Annotated in this window: 19 protein-coding genes and 1 pseudogene; 4 read left to right on the top strand and 16 right to left on the bottom strand. The window is 70.8% G+C overall.

What is annotated here, in order from left to right; all coding sequences use genetic code 11:
* Positions 1-30: 30 nt before the first annotated feature.
* Positions 31-1,038, bottom strand: coding sequence for a TauD/TfdA family dioxygenase (locus ABZ725_RS24700; protein WP_358804743.1), 1,008 nt, complete (start codon positions 1,036-1,038; stop codon positions 31-33).
* Between the two features lie 114 nt (positions 1,039-1,152).
* Positions 1,153-1,992 carry a winged helix-turn-helix domain-containing protein gene (locus tag ABZ725_RS24695; RefSeq protein ID WP_358804742.1) on the bottom strand — a complete coding sequence of 280 codons (840 nt, stop codon included), beginning with the start codon at positions 1,990-1,992 and terminating at the stop codon, positions 1,153-1,155.
* A gap of 64 nt (positions 1,993-2,056) precedes the next feature.
* On the opposite strand from ABZ725_RS24695, the gene ABZ725_RS24690 reads away from it, so the two are divergent.
* A complete protein-coding gene (locus ABZ725_RS24690) occupies positions 2,057-3,532 on the top strand; it encodes an MFS transporter (protein ID WP_358804741.1) in 1,476 nt (491 codons plus the stop codon).
* 22 nt (positions 3,533-3,554) lie between these two features.
* Here ABZ725_RS24690 and ABZ725_RS24685 read toward each other — a convergent pair whose 3' ends face one another.
* Together ABZ725_RS24685 and ABZ725_RS24680 are read right to left on the bottom strand one after the other, a co-directional pair.
* The gene (locus tag ABZ725_RS24685; protein ID WP_358804740.1) at positions 3,555-4,736 is read right to left on the bottom strand and encodes a pyridoxal phosphate-dependent aminotransferase; all 1,182 of its coding nucleotides are present in this window, start codon (positions 4,734-4,736) and stop codon (positions 3,555-3,557) included.
* A complete protein-coding gene (locus tag ABZ725_RS24680) occupies positions 4,733-5,389 on the bottom strand; it encodes an isochorismatase family cysteine hydrolase (protein WP_351911467.1) in 657 nt (218 codons plus the stop codon). The genes ABZ725_RS24685 and ABZ725_RS24680 overlap by 4 nt, the downstream gene beginning before the upstream one ends.
* Before the next feature lie 141 nt (positions 5,390-5,530).
* Between ABZ725_RS24680 and ABZ725_RS24675 the strand changes: the two genes are divergently transcribed.
* Entirely contained in the window at positions 5,531-7,399 is a 1,869-nt protein-coding gene (locus ABZ725_RS24675; RefSeq protein WP_358804739.1) for an FAD/NAD(P)-binding protein, read from the top strand.
* A gap of 57 nt (positions 7,400-7,456) precedes the next feature.
* Positions 7,457-7,867, top strand: coding sequence for a cupin domain-containing protein (locus ABZ725_RS24670; protein WP_351911469.1), 411 nt, complete (start codon positions 7,457-7,459; stop codon positions 7,865-7,867).
* Between the two features lie 46 nt (positions 7,868-7,913).
* On the opposite strand, the gene ABZ725_RS24665 is transcribed toward ABZ725_RS24670, so the two are convergent.
* The 11 genes from ABZ725_RS24665 to ABZ725_RS24615 form a co-directional block, all read right to left on the bottom strand.
* Positions 7,914-8,810, bottom strand: coding sequence for a LysR family transcriptional regulator (locus ABZ725_RS24665; protein ID WP_358804738.1), 897 nt, complete (start codon positions 8,808-8,810; stop codon positions 7,914-7,916).
* Positions 8,807-9,415 (bottom strand): 3-isopropylmalate dehydratase small subunit, encoded by a 609-nt coding sequence (leuD, locus tag ABZ725_RS24660; protein WP_358804737.1) that lies wholly within the window; start codon positions 9,413-9,415, stop codon positions 8,807-8,809. Before leuD ends, ABZ725_RS24665 begins: the two co-directional genes overlap by 4 nt.
* Positions 9,416-9,430: 15 nt before the next feature.
* Positions 9,431-10,831, bottom strand: coding sequence for a 3-isopropylmalate dehydratase large subunit (gene leuC / locus ABZ725_RS24655; protein WP_358804736.1), 1,401 nt, complete (start codon positions 10,829-10,831; stop codon positions 9,431-9,433).
* Positions 10,832-11,131: 300 nt separating this feature from the next.
* Complete coding sequence (locus ABZ725_RS24650; RefSeq protein ID WP_358804735.1) at positions 11,132-12,172, bottom strand: TauD/TfdA family dioxygenase; 1,041 nt, start codon at positions 12,170-12,172, stop codon at positions 11,132-11,134.
* Between the two features lie 5 nt (positions 12,173-12,177).
* Positions 12,178-13,317, bottom strand: a complete 1,140-nt coding sequence (locus ABZ725_RS24645) for an aspartate kinase (RefSeq protein ID WP_358804734.1) — start codon at positions 13,315-13,317, stop codon at positions 12,178-12,180.
* Complete coding sequence (locus ABZ725_RS24640) at positions 13,314-14,357, bottom strand: aspartate-semialdehyde dehydrogenase (RefSeq protein ID WP_358804733.1); 1,044 nt, start codon at positions 14,355-14,357, stop codon at positions 13,314-13,316. The genes ABZ725_RS24645 and ABZ725_RS24640 overlap by 4 nt, the downstream gene beginning before the upstream one ends.
* Complete coding sequence (locus tag ABZ725_RS24635) at positions 14,354-15,346, bottom strand: DMT family transporter (protein ID WP_358804732.1); 993 nt, start codon at positions 15,344-15,346, stop codon at positions 14,354-14,356. Before ABZ725_RS24635 ends, ABZ725_RS24640 begins: the two co-directional genes overlap by 4 nt.
* Positions 15,347-15,390: 44 nt before the next feature.
* A complete protein-coding gene (locus ABZ725_RS24630) occupies positions 15,391-16,329 on the bottom strand; it encodes a transporter substrate-binding domain-containing protein (protein WP_358804731.1) in 939 nt (312 codons plus the stop codon).
* Between the two features lie 127 nt (positions 16,330-16,456).
* A complete protein-coding gene (locus ABZ725_RS24625; RefSeq protein ID WP_358804730.1) occupies positions 16,457-17,803 on the bottom strand; it encodes a methylaspartate mutase in 1,347 nt (448 codons plus the stop codon).
* Entirely contained in the window at positions 17,800-18,264 is a 465-nt protein-coding gene (locus ABZ725_RS24620; protein ID WP_358804729.1) for a cobalamin-dependent protein, read from the bottom strand. Before ABZ725_RS24620 ends, ABZ725_RS24625 begins: the two co-directional genes overlap by 4 nt.
* 191 nt (positions 18,265-18,455) lie before the next feature.
* A complete protein-coding gene (locus ABZ725_RS24615; RefSeq protein ID WP_351911480.1) occupies positions 18,456-19,355 on the bottom strand; it encodes a LysR family transcriptional regulator in 900 nt (299 codons plus the stop codon).
* A gap of 785 nt (positions 19,356-20,140) precedes the next feature.
* Here ABZ725_RS24615 and ABZ725_RS24610 point away from each other — a divergent pair.
* On the top strand, positions 20,141-20,458 hold the full coding sequence (locus ABZ725_RS24610; RefSeq protein ID WP_358804980.1) for a hypothetical protein: 318 nt from the start codon (positions 20,141-20,143) through the stop codon (positions 20,456-20,458).
* Positions 20,459-20,698: 240 nt separating this feature from the next.
* Here the strand turns inward: ABZ725_RS24610 and ABZ725_RS24605 are convergent.
* Positions 20,699-20,843, bottom strand: a pseudogene (locus tag ABZ725_RS24605) (alginate lyase); the annotation flags it as partial.
* Positions 20,844-20,870 lie beyond the last annotated feature (27 nt).

Genomic DNA, 20,870 nt, shown 5'->3' with positions numbered 1-20,870 from the left:
GGCGCGACGTGGACCGGCGCGCCCGGGACGTCAGTCGCCCACGCGTCCGCGCACCCCGTCCAGCCAGCGGTCCGCGTGCCGTTCGGCGGCCGCTTCGTCGCGGAAGGCGTACGTTTTCAACAGCCAGCGCTGTCGCGCCCGCGCCGCATCGTTGATCTCCATCTTGTCGCGGCTGTGCAGCCCGTCCTGGTTGGCGAAGACGAACAGGTCACCGGTGCGGATGCGGTGACGGGTCTTGTCCGCACGCACCAGCGCGTCCTTGAGCGCCAGCAGCGCGTCCTTCGCGGACTCGGGAGCGCCCGGCGCGGCCGTCGTGCACGTGTCCAGGTAGCGGAAGCTGTGGTGGTTCTCCAGGATCGGGTGGACCTCGGAGACGGTCAGTTCCTTGTTGTTGTCCCGCGAGAACACGTCGAACGGCGTGACGAACTGGGCCGTCCTGAGCTGCCGCTGTTCCTCGTCCGTCAGATGCGCGAGCAGGTCACGCCCGTCGACGAACCCGGTGTAGATGAACTCGCCTTCAGGGCAGTGCATGCCGAGCAGCGAGATGAAGTCCGCCCGCACGGGATGGGCCGTGCGGTCGTTGTGGTAGACGAGTTCGCTGTCGCTGAATCCCGTCTGCATCCCGCTGTAGCGGTTGATGGCGACGACGTCGGTGAAGAAGTCCCCGTTGAATCGGGTGGCGTAGGACAGCAGTGGAGTCTTCACCAGCTGGGCGAAGAGCTCCAGGAACGCCTCGCCGATGAACGTCTTCTTCCGCGCGTGCTTGTCCGCGACCGGGTCGTCCAGGTCCAGCAGGGGGATGTCCTCGTCCAGCGGGCAGTTGCGCAGCGCGTGCGCGTCGGAGGCGCCCGTCGCCCGGTCGTGGTGGATGCGGGCACAGACGTCGGCGAAGAAGGCGGGCACCTCGCCCCGTGCGATCAGGTCGCCGACGGCACGCGAGAAGCCCTCGTAGTCCTCGTACGGGTTCTTGGCCACGGAGCGCAGCACCGTGGTCAGTTGCTCGCGCTGCGGCCCGGACAGTACATAGATGGGTTCCATGCCCCCGAGCCTCGCCGCCGCGCCGCCGCCGCACATCGGCCTTCGGAGGAGGCTCCGTCCACCGCGTCCGCCGATGTCGTACCGCGCCTCCACCGAAGTGGAGGCCGGGCCCGCTCACCCGACCACGAGCCCCAGAGTCCGCTCCAGGCCGGCGGCGCCCTCGTCCGTCAGGTGCACCACGCGCGGCGCGGCGCCCCAGCGCACCCAGCCGAGGTCGAACAGACGCGCGGTGAGGGCCGCGCCGAGCCCGCCCGCGAGGTGGTGCTGGTGCTCGCTCCAGTCGACGCAGTAGCGGACCGCAGGGCGGCGCGGCGGCAACCGGCCCGTGTCGACGCCCAGTTCGGCGAGGATCGACGGGCCCTCGCCGGAGAGTTCGTAGACGATGTCGCGGCCGTACGACGACGGCCTGTCCCGTACCGCCTCGGCGGGCCGGTGGATGCCGTCGTGGCCGGTGAGTACCCCGAGGTCGAGCAGCGACTGCATCAGGGCGACGCCGAGCCGTCCGGCCAGATGGTCGTAGCAGGTGCGGGAGCGGTGCAGGGCGTTGGTGCGGCTGCTCTGCTTCAGGGACGTGATGGCCAGCGGCGGGGCGATCAGGGCGAGCGCCTCCAGCGCGGCGCTCACGTCCGGCCCGAACAGCCGGTAGTAGCGGTGCCGGCCCCGCGCCTCGACGGTGACGAACTCTCCCTCGACCAGCTTGGCGAGGTGTGCGCTGGCCGTGGCGGCGGTGACCCCCGCCTCACCGGCCAACGCGCTCGCCGGCAGGGCGCGGCCGTCGGCCAGGCACTTCAGGATGCGGGCGCGCGAGGGATCGGCGATGAGGGCCGCGGCGCGGGCGATGTCGGTCTGGTGCTTGAGCGGCGCACCGGGGTGCTCATCGGATGCGGGGCCCGGGCGCCGTGACGCGCCCGCGCCGCGGGCGGATGCCCCCGTGGTACGGCTGGTGTTCGGCATGACACCACCGTACGACAACGACACTTCGTCCTGTGGCGAAGCATCTGGCGTCGAAGCTGGCGCCATGACCACCACCGACCTCACCCCCGAAGACGGGCGGACCGTCGTACCGCGCGCCGCTGCCGCCTCCTCGCCCGCCCCGGCCGGCCCGCCCGCCCTCTTCCTGCCCCCGCTGATCGCCCTCAGCCTCGGCTACTTCCTGGTGATGCTGGACGTCACCGTCGTCAACGTCGCCGTCCCCGAGATCCGCACCGCCCTCGACACCGGGCCCTCCGCCCTCCAGTGGATCGTCGACGGCTACAGCACCGTCTTTGCCGGGCTGCTGCTTCTGGGCGGCGGGCTCGCCGACCGGCTCGGCCACCGCCGCATGTTCCTCACCGGGCTCGGCGTCTTCACCGCGGCCTCCCTGGTCTGCGGCCTGGCCGGTGACTCCGGCACCCTGATCGCCGGACGCCTCGCCCAGGGCGCCGGCGCCGCCCTGCTCGTGCCCGCCTCGCTCGCGCTGCTCCAGGCCACCTACCCCGACCGCGCGGTGCGGGCCCGGGCCATCGCCGTGTGGGGGGCCGTCGCGTCGATCGCGTTCGGCGCCGGGCCCGCGGTGGGCGGCCTCCTCGTCTCCGGGCTCGACTGGCGCTCCGTGTTCTGGCTGAACCTGCCGGTCGCCGCGCTCGCTGTCGCCCTGACCCTCCGCCACGTCCCGGCCACCGCCCGCAAGACGCCCGCCCGCCGCATGGACCCGGCCGGCCAGGTGCTCGGCATCGTCGGCCTCGTCGCCCTGGCCGGCGGCCTCAACGAGGCCGGCTCACACGGCTGGACCTCCCCGCCGGTCCTGGCGGCGTTCGGGACGGGCGTGGCCTGCCTGACCGCCTTCGCACTGGTCGAACGCACCCTGGAAGCACGCGAACGGGCCGGACGCGGCCGACGTGCGCCACTGCTGCCGCCGTCTCTGTTCCGCTCGGGCGCCTTCACCGCGACCGCCACGATCGGCCTGCTGATCAGCCTCGGCTATTACGGCATGCTCTTTCTGACCACCCTCTACTTCCAGCAGGAGCGCGGCTTCACCGTCCTGGCCACCGGCCTGGCCCTGCTGCCGTCGGTGTGCATGGGACTCGTCGCGGCCCCGCTCTTCAGCCGCCTGGCCCCCCGCACCGGCCCCTACGTCCCGATGGCCGGCGGGCTCGCCCTGGGCGCCGTGGGCTTCCTCGGCTGGCTGACCGCCCGGCCCGACACCCCGTACCCGGTCCTGCTGTTCGCCCTGATCGCCACCGGGCTGGGTCAGACGATGACCGCCCTCGCCGCCACCGCCGCCATCATCGAGACCGCCCCCGTCTCCGGCGCGGGCATCGCCTCCGCCGTCTTCAACGTCGCCCGGCAGGTCGGCAGCGCCGTCGGGGTGGCCCTGTTCGGCACCCTCGCCGCCGCGGCGGGCGACTTCACCTCGGGGCTGCGTCTGTCGGCAGGCATCGCGGCGACGGCCTTCGCCGTCGGCGCCGTGCTGGCCGTGGGCGTCCGGCGTCGCGCTCCCGGACGCACCACGTGAGCCGCGGCTTTCGCGCAGCCCGTCAGCCCCGGTCGGCCAGCGCCCGCGCCATGCGGTCCAGCGCCGTCTGCAGCACCTTGGGCGACGTCGCGAACGACAGCCGGACGAAGCCCTCACCGCCCGGCCCGAACGCGGAACCCGGCATCACGGCCACTCCCGCCTCCCGCAGCAGCCACCGCGCGAACGACGCCGAGTCCGCGAACCCCGTGCCGCGTACGTCGGCGAAGGCGTAGAACGCCCCGTCGGGCGGCGAACAGGACACCCCGGGCAGCGAGTTCAGCCCCCGCACGATGAGATCCCGGCGGGCCGCGTACTGCGCGGTCATCCACTCGACCGGCTCCTGCGAGCCGGTCAGCGCGGCGATCCCGCCGCGCTGCACGAACGACGCCGTGCAGCCCACCGTGTGCTGCTGCACCTTCAGCAGTTGCGCCATCAGATCGGTGGGCCCGGCCGCGTAGCCCAGGCGCCAGCCGGTCATCGCGTAGCCCTTGGAGAAGCCGTTCACCGTGATGGTGCGGTCGGCGCAGCCCGGCTGCGCGGCCAGGCTGAGATGGGCGCGGCCGTCGTAGAGGATCTTCTCGTAGATCTCGTCCGAGATCAGCAGGACGTCGTGCTCCTGCGCGAACCGGGCGATCACGGCCGCCTCCTCGGCGGTCAGCGACCGGCCCGTGGGATTGTTCGGCGAGTTGACCAGCAGTGCCTTCGTCCGCGGGGAGACATGCCGCTCCAGCAGTTCCGCCGTGATCCGGAAGCTGTCCGCGCCGTCGAGGGCGACCTGCACGGGCCGCGCGCCGATCAGTCGCGCCATCTCCGTGTAGCTGACCCAGCTCGGCGTCGGCACGAGCAGCTCGTCGCCGGGATCGAGCACCGTCACCAGCGCGGCGAACAGGGCGTGCTTCGCCGACGGCGTGACGACGATGTCGGTGGCCGCGTCCGCCACGACCCCGTTGTCCCCGGCGAGCTTCGCCGAGACCGCTCGCAGCAGCGCGGGCAGCCCGCGGCTCGGCGTGTAGTGCGTGAAACCGTCGCGCAGCGCGTCGACCGCCTCGTCCACGACATGGCCGGCGGTGTCGAAGTCCGGCTCACCGCCGCCCAGGTCCACCACCTCCAGACCCTGCGCGCGCATCCGCGCCACCATGTCGAAGACCGCGTACGTCGCCGACTCCTCGACGGCGTGGAAACGGGCCGCGGCTCGCGCCCTCATGACCGAGTGCCCTGCCGCTCGGCGGCGGAGACCGGCCGGGCGGCAGGCAGCGCCTCGGCGACCGTGCTGACCGTCGAGATCCGGGACAGGATCTTCAGCGCGGCTTCGTGGATCTCGGCGTCGCCCGCCAGAGTCGCGTCCTCGAGGACCCGCACGCGGTAGTCCCGGTCATGGGCGGCCTGCGCGGTGGTGAGCACCACCAGCTCCGTGGAGACGCCGGTGAGCAGCAGCGTGTCGATGCCCGCCGTACGCAACAGCACCTCCAGGTTCGTGCCGTGGAACGGGCTGATGCGGTGCTTGACGACCACCGGTTCCCCGGGCCGCGGCGCGAGTGCGTCGTGCACCCGCGTCGCCCAGGAACCCAGGACCAGACGGCCGTCGTCCTTCGCCTTCTCGAAGACCGGGGACCCGGCCGGCCACTCCGGATACCCCGGGGAGAAGCCGACGACGACGTAGATCACCGGTATGTCCGCGGCGCGGGCCCGCCGGATCGCGTCGGCGGCCCTGGCCAGGACACCCCGCTCACGCGCCTGCGCGCCGTAACCGTCGGCCGCGTACTTGCCGTTCGGATGGACGATCTCGTTGATGAGGTCCAGTACGAGCAGCGCGGGGCGCTCGCCCGGGCCCCGCTGCGGTGTCCCAGCCCAGTCCATTTTCTTCTCTTTCCTTCCGCTCGTGAATTGCATGAGAAACACTCATGCGATGAATCAATGAATCAGTGTTGAACCCGGATGTCGAAACTCCTACCTTCGGAATGCGAGAGGGCGGAAATCCGATTCCCGGAAGGGGTACAAATGAAAGTGGCAATCGTCGGCAGTGGGCCGCGTGGGGTCTCCGTCCTCGAACGCATGGCGGCGCGCCTCGCCGAAGGACCGCTCCACGAGGCCGTGGAGATCTACCTCATCGACTCCCACCGGGTCGGCACCGGCCGCATCTGGCGCACCGACCAGCCGCGATGGTTCCTGATGAACACCGTCGCCGACGAGGTCTCCGCGTTCTCCGGCCCACCCGACGGCGGCCCCGCCAGACCCGGCGCCGGCCCTTCGCTCGCCCAGTGGTGGAGTTCCGTCGACCCGGAATACCCGGGGCCCAACAGTTACGCACCGCGCGCCCTCCACGGACGCTATATGCAGTTTCTTCTCGATGCGATCGGAAAGAATCTCCCCGAAAGAGTGCGGCTGATCCCGGTATACGCGACGGTGGACGCGCTCCAGCACACCGCCGACGGATACCGGCTCACCCTCCGGGGCGGCACCCACCTCACCGCCGACCGCGTCGTGCTGACCACCGGACACACCAGCCCCGAACTCACCGGCAACCAGCGCCGCCTCGCCGCCCATGCCGCCCGCCATCCCGGCCTGCGCCACATCGCGGGGGACAGTGGCGCCGACATGCCCCTGGACGAGATACCCGCCGGGTCGACGGTCGGCGTCCTCGGACTCGGCCTGTCCTTCTACGACGTGATGGCCGCGCTCACCGAGGGCCGCGGCGGACACTACGACGAGGACGCCGGCCGGCTCGTCTACCGGCCCGGCGGCAGCGAACCCGTCATCGTGGCCGGCTCCCGCAGCGGGATGCCACTGCCCGCCCGCGGCCGTAACCAGAAACACCACGACCACCGCCACCGCCACGTGCTGTTCACCACCGAACGGGTCCTGGCCCGCGGCCGCCGCGGCGCGCTCTCCTTCGCCGACCACGCCCTGCCATGGCTGCTCGCCGAGGTCGAACTCGTCTACTACGCCACGACTTTGACCGCCCGCGGAGAGCCGGGCAAGGCCGCCGCGCTCGAGGCGGAGGTCGTCGCCGCCGCCCGGAGCGGCGTACCGGACGTCCCTGCCGTCGCCGCCGGACACGGCCTCGGCGACGTGCCCCGCATCGACCTGGACGCCCAGGCCCGCCCCTTCGCCGGCCGGCACTTCGCCGGACCCGAGGAGTTCACCCGGGCCCTGACCGACGCACTGGCCGAAGACCTGGCGCACGCTGACACCGGCAACGTCGACGACCCGCTCAAGGCCGCTCTCGACGTCATCCGCGACTCCCGCGCCGTGATCCGCTCCCTCGTCGACTTCGCGGGCCTGACCCCCGTCTCGCACCGCGAGGAGTTCCTCGGCTGGTACGTCCCGCGCAGTTCCTTCCTCGCCGCGGGGCCCCCGCGCCGGCGGCTGCGACAGGTCGACGCCCTGCTGCGCTGCGGGGTCCTGCGCGTGGCCGGCCCCGACACCCGCATCCGCCCGCACCCGTCGGGACGCTTCGCAGTCCACTCGCCCTACGTGAGCGGCTCCGAGGTCCTCGTGGACACCGTCATCGACGCCCGTGTCCCCACGCCCGACATACGTCTCGACCCCCACCCCCTCACACGCAGCCTGTGCGACAAGGGCATCTGGACGTCGTACGTCAACCACGGCACGGACGGAGACCGCTTCGACACCGGCGGCGTCGCCGTGACCGGCGCTCCCTTCCACCCCGTGGACCACACCGGCCGGCCCGACCGCGGCCTGTACGTCCTCGGCATCCCCACCGAGCACACCCGCTGGTTCATGCAGGGCGGCAGCAGCAGACCCGGCTTCTGGACGGACTTCGTCCAGAACGCGGACGCCATCGCCGCGGACGTCACCGCCCCGGCCATGGCTCCCACGCCCCGGCTCCCGGCCCGAACCGGCTGACCCGTACGACGAACCCGCCCCCGTCCCACGTCCCGCCCCCGGAAAGCGAGCACACCGATGTCCGTCGTCACCCGTCCCGCCGCCCCCACCGCCTCGCCCCAGAAACGCCAAGTGACCGTCCTGCGCGACATCTTCGACCCCGTCGGGCTGGACGCCCTGCCCTGGGAGCGCTGGGAGGAACCCGGTCGCGTCGGCGTCGACCTGCACCGCCTCTACCTGACCGACGGCGCCGACCCGGGCGCCGCGATGATCACCCGCATGGCCCCCGGCGCCCACGGCGACCTGCACGAACACCTCGGCTACGAGGTCATTCTCGTCCTGGAGGGGGAGCTCCTCAACGACAACGGCGACTGCTACCGCCCCGGCGACCTCGTCATCGAGCAGCCCGGCAGCGTCCACCAGGTCAGCACAGAGACCGGCTGCACCGTGTTCGGCGTCCGGCACGCGCCGACCCGCCTCGTGACCTGACCCCCCGCCCGTCGGCCCGGAGGCCCGCGGCCCACGGGCACCCCGGCTACACAGCAACGGGAAGCCTCCTCCAGTCACTGCGCAGCGCCAGGGACCGGGCCGCGTGCACGAAGGCCCCCACCACCGGGGACCCCTCGACGCCCGGACGCGTACCGATGCCCAGATGCCGCACGACCGCCGGGGACAGCGGCACCAGCCGCACCTCCGGCAGTGCCGGCGGCAGGGCCAGCCAGGGAATGACCGTCGTGCCGAGCCCGGCGGCGACCATCGCGAGCAGCGCGTTGATGTCCCGCACCTGGTGGCTGACCTCGGGCTCGAGGCCGGCCGTACGGAACGCGGCACGCACCATCGTCTCGACCCCGCCGACCGGCATCAGAAACGGCTCTCCGGCCAGCTCACCGATGGGCAACTCCCGCTGGGCGGCCAGCGGATGGTGCTCCGGCAGTACCGCGAACATCTCGTCCTGCAACAGCGGCGCCGTGACCAGACCCCGCTTGGGCAGGGACACGATGCCCAGATCGACGCCGCGTCCGCGCAGCCATTGGGCGATCTGCGCGTCGCCGCCCTCCCGCAGCTCGATCCGCAGCCGCGGATAGCGCACATGCAGCTCCGACAGCAACGCCGGAAGCAGCCGTGCCGCGAAGCTCTGACTGGTGCCTATCCGCAAGGTGCCCTCGGGTTCGGTGTCCGTTCCGCGCACCGCCCGCCGCACCCGGTCCGCCTGCGCCACCACGCCCCGCGCGGGCTCCAGGGCACGGCGCCCGGCATCGGTGAGCTCCACACCGGAGCGGTCCCGCACCATCAGCGTCACCCCCAGCTCGGTCTCCAGACCGGCGATGGCGTGACTGACGGCGGACTGACTGACGCCCAGCGCACGCGCGGCGTTGGTGAAGGTGCCGGTGTCGGCGATCGCGACGAACGCCGCGCACTGGTTGAGCTTCACGACGCCACCGTCACAGGAGTGCCCGTCACCGGCAGCGCGGGCCGGCGCCCGGCCTCGTAGCGGGCGATGTCCGCCTCGTACCGCAGGGTGTCGGCGATGCCGTCGAGGCCGCCCAGCAGCCTGCGCCGTACGTCCGGGTCGATGTCGAAGGCCTGGACGAGACCGGCGCACCGCACTTCCCGGCGCTCCAGGTCGACGGTGACCCCGACCCGCGGATCACCCTCCGTCAGCTCCCACAGCCGCTCCACCGCCTCGGTCGGGACGACGACCGTGAGCAGGCCGTTCATCAGCGCGTTGCCGCGGAAGATGTCACCGAAGCGAGGGGCGACGACGGCCCGGAACCCGAAGTCCTGCAAGGCCCATACCGCGTACTCCCGCGACGACCCCGTCCCGAAGTCCTGACCGGCCACCAGAACGCTGGCGCCCGCCCGCTCGGGCCGGTCCAGGACGAAGCCGGGCTCGGCCCGCCAGTCGGCGAACAACGCGTCCGCGTGCCCGGTGCGGCGGGTACTCGCACAGAACCGCACGGGAATGATCTGGTCGGTGTCGACGTCGGTGCGGCGCAACGGGACGGCCGTACCGGTGTGCACGGTGAACTTCTCCATGGCGGGCCTTTCGTCTCACAGATCGGCGGGCGAGGACAGGCGTCCGGTGACCGCGGTGGCCGCGGCCACCGCCGGCGACACGATGTGGGTGCGCGATCCGCGGCCCTGCCGGCCCTCGAAGTTGCGGTTGTTGGTGGAGGCGGCGCGCTGCCCCGGCAGCAGCCGGTCCTCGTTGAGAGCCGCGCACATCGAACAGCCCGCGCCCGCCCGGAAATCGGCGCCCGCCTCCGCGAACACCCGGTCCAGGCCCTCTTCGACGGCCTGCCGCCGCACCCGCGCCGACCCGGGCACGATCATCATGTGCAGGCCGTCCGCGACCTTCCGGCCCCGCAGCACGTCCGCGGCGGCCCGCAGATCCTCGATTCGGCTGTTGGTGCACGACCCGAGGAAGACGGTGTCCACCGCGACGTCCCGCAGCGCCGTCCCCGGCGTCAGATCCATGTAGGCCAGCGCCCGTTCCGCCGCGTCGCGCTGCGCGCCCGGCGCGAAGTCGGCGGGCGCGGGCACCCGTCCCTCCAGCGGGACGCTCTGCGCGGGATTGGTGCCCCACGACACCTGCGGACTCAGGATGCTCGCGTCCAGGGTGACGGACTTGTCGAAGACGGCGTCGTCGTCACCGGCCAGGCTGCGCCAGTACGCGACCTCGCGCTCCCAGTCGGCACCGCGCGGCATCCCCGGGCAGCGCGCGAGGTAGGCGAAGGTCGTCTCGTCCGGGGCGACCATCCCGGCACGCGACCCGGCCTCCACCGACATGTTGCACAGCGTCATCCGAGCTTCCATCGAGAGCGCCCGCACAACCGCACCGCGGTACTCGATGATGTGCCCCTGCCCGCCCGCCGTGCCCACCTGGGCGATCAGCGCGAGCACCAGGTCCTTGGCGCTCACCCCCGCCGGAAGGACGCCGTCCACGGTCACGGACAGCTGCCTGAGCGGCCGCATCGGCAGCGTCTGGGTGGCCAGCACGTGCTCGACCTGACTGGACCCGATACCGAACGCCAGTGCACCGAAGGCGCCGAGCGTGGTGGTGTGCGAGTCGCAGCACACGATCGTCATCCCCGGCCGCACCAGACCCAGCTCGGGCGCGATGACATGCACGATGCCCTGGTCCCGGTCCCCGAAGCGGTGCAGCGGAATCCCGAACTCGGCACAGTTGGAGCGCATCAGCTCCGCCTGCCGGCGGCCCTCACGGTCCTTGATGACCCGATCCAGTGCCAGCGTCGGCGTGTTGTGGTCCTCGGTGCCCACCGTCAGGTCCGGCCGGCGGACGGTACGGTTCGCCGCGCGCAGCCGGTCGAACGCCTGGGGCGTGTTCACCTCGTGCAGCAGCTGCAGATCGATGTACATCAGCTCGTCGCCGCCACTGGAGCGCCGCACGACATGGGCGTCCCACGTCTTCTGCGCCAAGGTCCTGCCCATGGTCTCCCTCACGTCGTTGCGGGTTGCTGCCGACACGTCGATCATCGGGCGCGTGGACCCCGCAGGCACCGGCCTGCGGCTGGCCACGAGGGGCCTGACCGGTCCAGGCCATCCGGCGCCCCCGAGAGGACCCCGGCCCGCCCCGGCCGCCGGCCATGGGGGTGCACGAGCCCCGCCGGCCGACGGCGGACCCGGGCACGCGAAAGCCCCGTGCCGCGCCGAGGGTCGCTCGGCGTGACACGGGGTTCTCAGGGGAGCCCGGCGCGCCACCGGATCGGTGCGATGGCGTGGGGCGGCCGGTCAGTAGTGCACCCGGCGGTTGTCCTCGGTGACCCGGTAGCGCACGTTCCACAGGCTGCGGCGCACGTAGGTCCGCTGCAGCCAGCGGTCCCCGCCGTCGTAGCGGGCGGTGAACGTGGACCGCGCGTGCACCCCCTTGCGGTTGTTGATCAGCAGGGCCTGCCCGGGACGCAACCGGACACTGTGCGCGACCTCGCCGCACACCGTCTGCAGGGTGTCCATCGCCGCGCGGGCACCGCTGGTCAGCGGTTGCACCCCGTTGGCGGAGATCGCGATCTCGGGATAGTCGGTGTGACCGCTGATCAGCGGCACCGGTTCCGACAGCACATCCAGGCCGCCGGCGACGTCACGGACGTAGCTGCCCGGGGCGTTGAGCCGGAACAGCGGACTGCGCAGCGTCTCCAGGACCTCGGGGGCGAGCGCCGCCGACACGTCGCGGGCATCGGCGTAGTAGGTGCCGGCGATGCCCTCGTGGTCGGCACGCAGGCAGGACAGCACCAGGAAGTCGGGGTTGGCGACGTCGTAACGGCCGATCACGTCGTACATGATGTCGCTGTGGAAATTGAGGAAGACCTCCGAACCCTGGTTCGTCTGGGTCCGTGAACCCCCCGCGACGGGGATGACGTCGTGGATCAGCCGGCCCGCCTTCTCCGTCAGCACCCCCAACGGCTCCCCGAGCAGACCGCTCAGCCCGAGCAGCACCCCCTCGGCGACGAACGACCGCTTCTCGGTGCTGGGCCCGCCGTCGGACGGTGTGTCCGGCACCACCGGATCCACCGGGAGGTTGCTGACGAGGCTGACACCTGGCGTGTCGATGTGCCGGCCGAAGTCCATGACCTGTTGCAGCAGGTCGGTCGGCAGCGTCGCGAAGATCTGCAGCAGCCGGGCGGACGAGCGGTCGATGTCGATGTTCGGATCCGGCAGGCCACGCAGTTGTTCGCCGAGCGCGTCCCGTACCGCGTCGGGCAGGGCGATCTCACTGAAGGTCGGCATGGCGACGCCGGCCGTGGCGGGCACTCCGTGGTCGGTGGTGGCGGTCATGTGGTTCACACTCCTTGCAGCTCGAGCAGTGGCGCGTTCGGATCGATGCCCGCGCCGGGACGGTTCACGTGATCGTGCAGACGCTGCGTCAGATGCAGCGCGTCCTCCTCGTCGGCCGCCAGCTGGGTCACCACCTGGCTGCCGCGCACCGCGGTCACCGGCACCCCCGCGTACTCGCCGGGCGCCAGACCGCTGCGCCGCTGGAACTCGGGAAGGTCCACGAACCCTCCGGTGACCGCGACCAGCGGCCCCGCGGTCAGACGTACGACATCGATGTTGGCGCCGTGGAAGGCCGTGTACGCGCGGTCGGCGAGCTCCTCCGTCTCGTACCGCAGAGCCGCCGAACGCTGGTTGAGCACCACCGCCGCCACCGAGGAACCGGCACTGCCGATGACCGAACCCGCGGGAAACGGCGGTCTGTTGTAACGACAGACGATCTCGATCCGGTTGCGCTGCGCCAACCGCACGGCCCGACGGTGCAGCACCTTCGCGCCGTACAACGACATCAGCGCCGCCGTGTTGTACGAGACCTCGCTCAGCAGCCGGGCGCCGGTGATCAGGTGTGGGTCGGAGCTGTAGATGCCGTCGACGTCCGAATGGATCTCGCAGCGCGGCGAACCGACAGCCGCCGCGACGGCCACCGCCGACAGATCCGAACTGTTCTTGCCCAGCCAGGTCGGCCGGCCCTCCTTGTCGGCGGCCTGGCCACCCGGCACCACCACCACGTCGTGCTCACGCACGGCCGAGCGCAGCGGCTCCGGATCGGTGTGCTCCAAGCGCGCCCACATGAACGACGAGTCGGTGGTGAGCCCCAGCTGGTGCCCCGCCAGCACCGTGGAGGTACGGCCCTCCCGGTGCAGGGCCGTTGCCAGCAACTGCGCGCCCACCGTGTCGGCCAGGGTCAGCAGACCCGCGACGGTCTCGTCCTCGGGATGCGGATTCACCTTGCTCAGCCGGTCCCGGAACTGCTCCGTCTCACCGGGCTGGCCGCTCACCACGACCACCAGGCGGGTGTTCTCCTCCTCGACCCGCCGGGACAGCGCCTCGGCGAGTTGCCCGTACGCCGCCAGGGTCCGGAAACTGGAACCCCCGAACTTCACCACCGCCGGCGGCCGCTGCGAGGAGTCCAACGGCGGTCGCGTCACAGGGTCCCCCGGGCTATGAGCTCCTCGGCGATCTGGATCGCGTTCAACGCCGCACCGATGGTGAGGTTGTCGGCGACCAGCCACAGCCAGAAGGCGCGCGGGTTGTTCGGGTTCACCCGGATCCGGCCGACGTGCACCCGGTACGGATCGTCGATCGTGGCGGGAGTGGGGAACTCATGCTGCGACTGACGGTCGTGCACCGTCACCTCGGGCAGCGCGGCGAGCAACTCGACCAGCTCGGCCCGGTCCACGACACCCTGCGTCTCGATCCAGACGGCCTCCGAATGGCCGTTGACGACCGGTACCCGCACACACGTGGTGGTCACGTCCAGATGAGGGATGCCGAGGATCTTGCGGGACTCCAGGAGCATCTTCTGCTCCTCCAGCGTAAAGCCGGAGTCCAGGAAACGGTCGATCTTCGGAATGACGTTGAAGGCGAGCGACGGCGAGAACTCCTTGCTGGGATACACCTCCCCGGGATGCTCCAGCGTCGCGCGGCTGGCGTTCATCAGCTCCTCGACACCGGGATGCCCCAGCCCCGAAGCCGCCTGATAGGTGCTGACCACGGCCTGGCGTACGCCGTAACGTCGTTCGACGCCCTGCAGCAGCCGCACCAGCGGAATCGTCGAGCAGTTCGGATTGGCGATCACACCCGACTTCGGACGGGTGTCCAGCTCATGGGCGTTGACCTGCGGTACCACCAGCGGGGTGTCCGGGTCCATGCGGAAGGCGATCGTGTTGTCGATGACGACGGCGCCGGCCGCGGTGGCCTTGGGCACCCACTGCTCACTGGCCTCGGTGCCGGCGGAGAAGAACGCCAGATCGACGCCGGTGAAGTCGAACTCCTCCACCGCGTGCACCGGATGGGCCACGCCGTCCACGCTCAACTCCGTGCCGGCCGAGCGCGCCGACGCCACCAACCGGATGTCGCGGTAGCGCAGACCCCGCTGTTCGATCAGCTCGATCAGGGTGTTGCCCACAGCGCCGGTGGCGCCGACGATCGCGATCCGCGGGGCTGCGGGGTCGGTCACGAGGGTCATCGAGTGCCTCCGGTCTTGATCTCGGTCTTGGACGCGGCAGCCGCACCGGCGGCCGGTGCGGGCTCCTCGGTGGGCGCGACAGGGGCCCGGCGCCCGGTGAAGGACCAGCCGAGGTTGATGCCCAGGCTCGCCGCCACGATCAGCGGAATGCCCAGGGCCTGCAGCAGACTCACGCTGTGCCCGTACACCGCCCAGTCCATGAGCATCGCGACCGCCGGGTACACGAACGCCAGGACGGCGATCTTCGGGGTCGGCAGCTTCTGGTACGCGGAGTACATGAGGACGTACATCACGCAGGTGTGGATGACGCCGAGGCCCACCAGCCAGCCCCAGTCGCCGCCGAGCCCCTTCATCTCGCTCAGTTGGGTGAACGGCAGCAGCAGGAAGATGCCGAGCACCAACTGCACCAGCGCGACCAGATGCGGCCGTACCCCGGTGACCCGCTTGGTGATGACCGTCGAGATCCCGTAGAACACCGCAGCCAGCAGCGCGTACCCGAGCCCCGTCAGATAGGCGCTGTCCCCGCTGCCCGTCAGGTCGGCCGCGGACACCCCCGCCACCAGGATCAGACCGATGAACGCGACCCCCAGCCAGCCGAACTTGGCAGCCGTGAGCTTGTCGCGGAAGAGCACAGCGCCCAGCAGCATCACGTAGAACGGCTGTGTGTGGTAGACGACCGTCGCCACCGAGATCGACGTGTCCTCGTACGACTCGAAGAGGAACGCCCAGTTGAAGACGATGAAAACACCGCCCAGTGCGGCCAGGCCGAGCTTCTTCGGGGTGAAGTTGTGGTTCTTGAAGAAACCGCGCACCAGGCAGTAGAGGCCGAGCGTGGCCGTACCGAACAGGCAGCGGAAGAAGACCACGTTGAAGGGCGACGCGCCGGACTCGATGACGAAGACGCCGAGGGTGCCGGAGAGCACCATGGCGAGGGTCAGCTCGATCGCTCCCTTCGTCTCCGTGCCCGCCGGCCGGGTGTCAGTACTCATGGTGAGATGCCTTTCCAAGGGGAAGGGGGGAAGGGGAGGATGGGTCAGTGAAGGGGGACGGCATACTGCAGACCGCCTCGCGTGAACAGTTCGTTGAGCCCTCGCGGCACGGCCAGACCCGCGGCCGGCCCGAGGTTGCGGTCGTAGACCTCTGCGTAGGTGCCGACGGTGGCCAGGACACGGGCCGCCCAGTCCTGGTCGAGACCGACAGCGGGCCCATGGACGCCCGCCGTCTCGGCGGCCTGCGCGAGCGCCTTGTCCCGCTCGCCCACCTCGAGGACCTGCTGCTCGGCGGAGACCAGCAGCTGAAGCACCCACCGGCACAGACGGAACCACGCTGGATCACCGTCGCGCACGGCAGCCGCCATCGGCTCGCGGGAGATCGCCTCGTCGAGGATCCGGTGCGCCGCCGGGTCGTCGAGCGCGGCCCGCTCTCCGGCCAGGGCGACCCGGTCCAGGACATACGCGGCACACTCACCGGCCGCGTACGCCGCGAGCGTCTCGGCCGGCGTCGCATGGGCGACCGGCTCGACGGCCAGGCCCCGACCGCCGAACCAGGCCGCCAGGTTGGCCGCGCTGGTCGTACCCGCCTGCACGGCCACCCGCCGCCCCGCCAACTGCTCGGGCCGGGTCACACCACTGTCGGCACGGACGAGGAATCCTTCACCGTCGTAGCAGGTGACCCCGGTGAACAGCACCGGCAGGGACGCCTCGCGGCCCAGGGTCCAGCTCACATTGGACACGGTCAGTTCCGCATCGCCCGCGACGAGCCGCGTCAATCGGTCCACGGGATCGGAGGAAACCCATTCGACCGCCTCACCGTCACCCACGGCGGCGGCCGCCACGGCCCGGGCGACGTCGGTGTCGAGCCCGCGCCAGCGGCCGTCGTCACCGCACAGCGACAACCCACGAATGCCGCGGCTCACCACGGCACGCAGCGCACCGCGCTCCCGTACCGCATCAAGAGTGGGAGTGATGGTCACAGGATGCTCCTCGGATGAGAACGGACACTCCGGGCGAGACTGTCGAGGGCACGGATCCGCAGACGGCGGACTTGGCGCAGTGCCAGGGAAGGCAGACCGATCCGGGAAGCGTCACCGGTGCGCGGCATCACGACAGACTCCTTCGCCTCTCGGCCGCCGCGTACTGCAACCCCCGCAGATGACCCTGAGTCAACTGCTCACGGTCGAAACGCCGCTCGTTGAAGCCGAGCATCGTCAGCAGGCCCTTCGCGCTGACCGGCCGCGCCGAGGCGCCACGTTCCACACGCAGCGGCATCCGCCCCGGCTCCGCCCACTGCAGCATGCCCGCCGGATCGACGTAGGCCCGGGACTTGTTGGCGTTGTCCTGATGCAGGCAGTACGGCACATCCAGATGACCTCGGCCGAAGGCCCGCACCAACGCCTCGCCGACCGTCGGCGCCATCTCCAGCGTGCTGTCCACCAGCAGCCGCGCCTCCTCGTAGATCCCCGAGTCGGTCGCGACGACCTCCGGCGGACGCTCCGCCTCGTCCCGAGCGATGGACGCCGCGAACTCCAGCGCGTCGACGTTCTCGGTGATCGTCGGGATGCGGTGCGCCTCCGCCGGCGTCTTCACGATCAGCCGCTCGCTGCCGGTGCGCACGGCAAGCCGCACACTCTCCTCGAGAATCCGGTACGAACCCACCGACGTACGGGGGAAGACCCCCATGAAGGTGTAGAGCACGACATGCCAGTCGGCCTGCGCCAGCCGTTCGCCGGCCAGCCGCCGCAGCGCCGCGATCGCCTCCATGTCCTGCCCCGGATGGGTCTGCTGCGCATAGCTCAACGAGATGTCGCTCAGTCCGTGCTCCCGGAAGAACAACGCCTCCAGCACACTGAGAGCCACCAGCAGACTGGGCGGGCACAACTGCCCCAGCATGCAACCGCCGAAGCTCTCCAGATGCATCGGATCGGGCTGCGCCGCGATCAGCTCGCAGCACTGTGCCCAGGCCTTGACCGCCTCACTGATCGGCGCCCGGCTGTAAGGCAGGCAGTACGACACCGGCCCGCCCTCGGTGGCATCCACGCCGGCCTCGACCATCGCCCGGAACAGCGGGTACGGCAACGCCGAGCCATGGCGCACCTGCACCGGGAAGTCCGGCCCAGACACCGAACCCAGCAGCTGCCGGGTGGCATCCGGACCATGGGCGACCAACGGGAACCCGTTCAGCTCGGCCCCCGTACGCAGGGCCTGACGGGCGGAGTCATGGTCGTTGACACGTGTGTAGCTGTCCAGGGTGATCGTGCCGATCGCCGTGGCTTCGGCGCCTCTCACGCCCAGCAGCCCTTCGCGCATGGTGGCCAGATCCGCGAACCCCATCCGAGGCTGCACCACCAGCCGGCCCTGGGCATGCGCCCCTCGGACGTGCCGCGAGAAACGTCCTCTGGGAGCGATCTGGGGCGCATACCGCTCGGGAATCCTCGCGAGACTGCTCATGCGGCTGCCCTCGCCGACTCCAGCGCGGGGCGCTCGGCACTGTCGAGTGAGCCCAGGAACTCCTGGAAGGCCTCGATCCCGCCGTCCGCCTCGAACACCGCGTCGAACCCGCTGAGCGCCAGCTCCTCGGCGAACACGATGTTCTCCGCTCCCCGCACCCCGAGCTTCCCGCCGATCACCACATGCAGGTCCATCAGGTCCGGCTCACTGCGGATACGGCGGATGAGCCGGAGGCCGTCGAGGTGGCCATGTCCGTTGACCGTGCTGATGATGAGCGCGTCCGGCCGCGAGCTTCGGCACTCTTCGATGATGAGGTCGTCGGGCACACAAGCGCCGAGATTGGTGACCTGGGCGCCCTGCTCCTCCAGCATCAGCTGGAGGAAAACCAGATTCCACATGTGGGCGTCGGACGACACGCTCGACACGACAAACCGCTTAGCCGGGAGCATGACCTGTGACATAGGAGCCTCTCCTTGCCGATTACTGGGACTGCAAAACATTCTTCATGCCGTCCGACCTGGAAGTCCACAAATCCCATTCGGCTTTGCAGATGGCCTTTATCGACTCCATCGATCGATAAAGCCAATACATTCATGTGCAGCATGCGGGCCGCTCATGGAATCCGGACGGCTCCCCGCTTTGCGGATGCCGCTCAGGACTCCTGGTACTCCCGGCTCAGGAAATCGATGACCTGCTCCACGAACACGCGCCGCTCCCGCGACAGCTGCGCCCCCTTGCGCCAGGCCAGCTGCGTGAACAGCTCGAAGGGCGGCTCCCACGCCAGCGGCACGAGCGTCCCGGCCGACAACTCCTGGCCGACCGCCATCCGCGGCAGCAGACTGATCCCGAGACCGGCGCCGACACCACGCTTGATGGCCTCGATGTTGCCGAACTCCAGAAATGGCACCGGCTCGCCCGTGCCGTCGTTGAGCTCCGCCTCCAGCAGCTCCCGGTAGGCGCACCCCGCCTCCGGGGCCAGCACCGACTCCTGCCGCAGATCGTCGGTCTCCACCTTCGACGCCCCGGCGAGCCGATGCCCCGGCGATGCCACCACGACGAGCCGCTCCACGCCGAGAACCTCGCTGTGCACCCCGGAGTGCTGCGTCTCGGCCTCCATCAGGAAGCCGGCGTCGAACAGCCCCTGACGCAGCGAGTGCAGCGTCTCCGCGCACAGACTCGGTCGCAGCGCGATCTGCAGCCGGGGGTAGCGGTGGTGGAAGAACTCCAGCACCGGCGGCATCCGGTAGGAGGTGATGCTCTCCATCGTGCCGATGGTCAGCACACCCTCGGGCTGCGCGTCCGGAGACGCAGCCCCTCGCGCCTCGTCCGCCAGGGCCAGCATCTGCCCGGCGTAGGGCAGCAGCCGCGTCCCCGCCGGGGTCAGCTTCACCTTGCCCCCGAACCGCTCGAACAGCTCGCCCCCCAGGGACACTTCAAGACTCTGGATCTGCGCAGTCACCGAGGACTGCGCGTAGTTCAGCTCGGCCGCGGCCCGGGTGAAGCTCCCCAGCGCGGCCACACGGTGAAAGGTTCGGAGTTGCCGGATGTCCATTTTGGTCTCTCCCGGAGGGACTCGACGGAGGCGACCCGCAGTGGTCGACACCCCGAGCCTGCCGACCACCCCCCTCCCGTGGAAGCACCTTCACCTGGCACACAGTGCCCACGACACCAATGTGCCGGACCCTCACGACCGGGTTGTGGGGATGACTCCTGGACGGCGGTGGCCTCGGTGGAGGCAGGTTCAGCGGGCAATACCGCTGCCACGCCCCCGTCGATCCCGTTTCGCCCATTCAAGATGAATACCCGCGCTATCGGCAAGGTGAGCCCGCCCAGGCCTTCGATTGACAAACCCGTCACATATTTCGCACGTATTCGAATCAGGTGATACCTCGTTGGTCATATTGGGTGCCGCCGAGCCGCCGGTGGCTGCTCAGCAGTGGCACTCCCTTTCCATGGCGCTCCGGGATTTCTCGGCGTTGCCGCTCAAGGGCGAGGACGGCTGTGGCGATCGATGTCATTCGATTGCGGTTATCGGGCCCGCGATGGAGGCCCGCCCGGCTCACCAGGACACGACCGGGCGCGATCCGGGGTGGCGGCTTCCCGGGCGACGACCGCTGACGCCGTCGCACGCGGGCGCGGCTTGCGCAGCGGAGGGAACTGTCCCGTCGTCCGAGGTGTGGACGCGCGCGAGATGGCGCTCCGACAGGCGTACGGCCACGCCGTGCGCCGGCCGGCGAGCCTCGCCGACCGCCGGGTTCCCGCTCGCGCCCCGAGCTGTTCCGGCGCGGCCGCGGCTTCCCCGTGCGGGCCGCCCTCCGGTCCCTCGGCCGATCAGGTGTGGCCGACCTGGTCGAACGGCTGTGCTGGCGCGCCTGCGCGTTCGCCGCGGGCATCGCCGAGATCGAGGGGGCGACCGTCCTCGACGACGTCGTCTTCACCCAGGTCTGCGCCGAGTTCGGCGACGACGAACGCGCGGACCGCGTCCTCGCCCGGTTGCTCGACGACGGCACGGCCTGGATCAGCGGCTCCACCTGGCGCGGCCGGCGTGTCATGCGCAGCTCGGTGAGCAACTGGTCGACGACCGACGACCGACGACGACGTGATGGGCACGCTCGACGCCGTCCGGCGCGCCGCTCGCGATCGCCGACGGCGTGAGGGTGCACAGTCGCCCGTCACGAGGGCCGAGCACTCCGGCGAGCCGCGGCCGCCGGGCCCCCGCGCCGCCCGGTCGCGGGGTCGGCGCGGGGTCGCGACGGGCGCGGTCTTCTTACGCGCGCGGTAGGCGGCTGCTTTGATCCTGTTGCCGCACTCCTTCATCAGCGGGACGTCCGGGCCGCTGAGCAGTTCGGTCAGTAACGAGTCAGCACGCCACCAGCCCCGTGCTGGTTCCGTGCTGACTTCGCTGGTGAAGGACTGCGAGAAGTCGATGAGGCCGATGGCACGACCGTCGTACTTGCAGGGCGACGTCCTGCCGGTCGGCGCCGGAGTCGACCTCGGGATTGCGCTCGCCGTCGCGCTGCGCGTACGGGCAGCCCCAGGGCGGTGTGCGGGACCCTGGGCGGCGGGA

Origin of the sequence: Streptomyces sp. NPDC006872 (assembly GCF_040635845.1) — a bacterium.
Classification (GTDB): domain Bacteria; phylum Actinomycetota; class Actinomycetes; order Streptomycetales; family Streptomycetaceae; genus Streptomyces.
The sequence above is the reverse complement of the archived record's forward strand: the minus strand, read 5'-3'. Positions and strand labels throughout refer to the sequence as shown.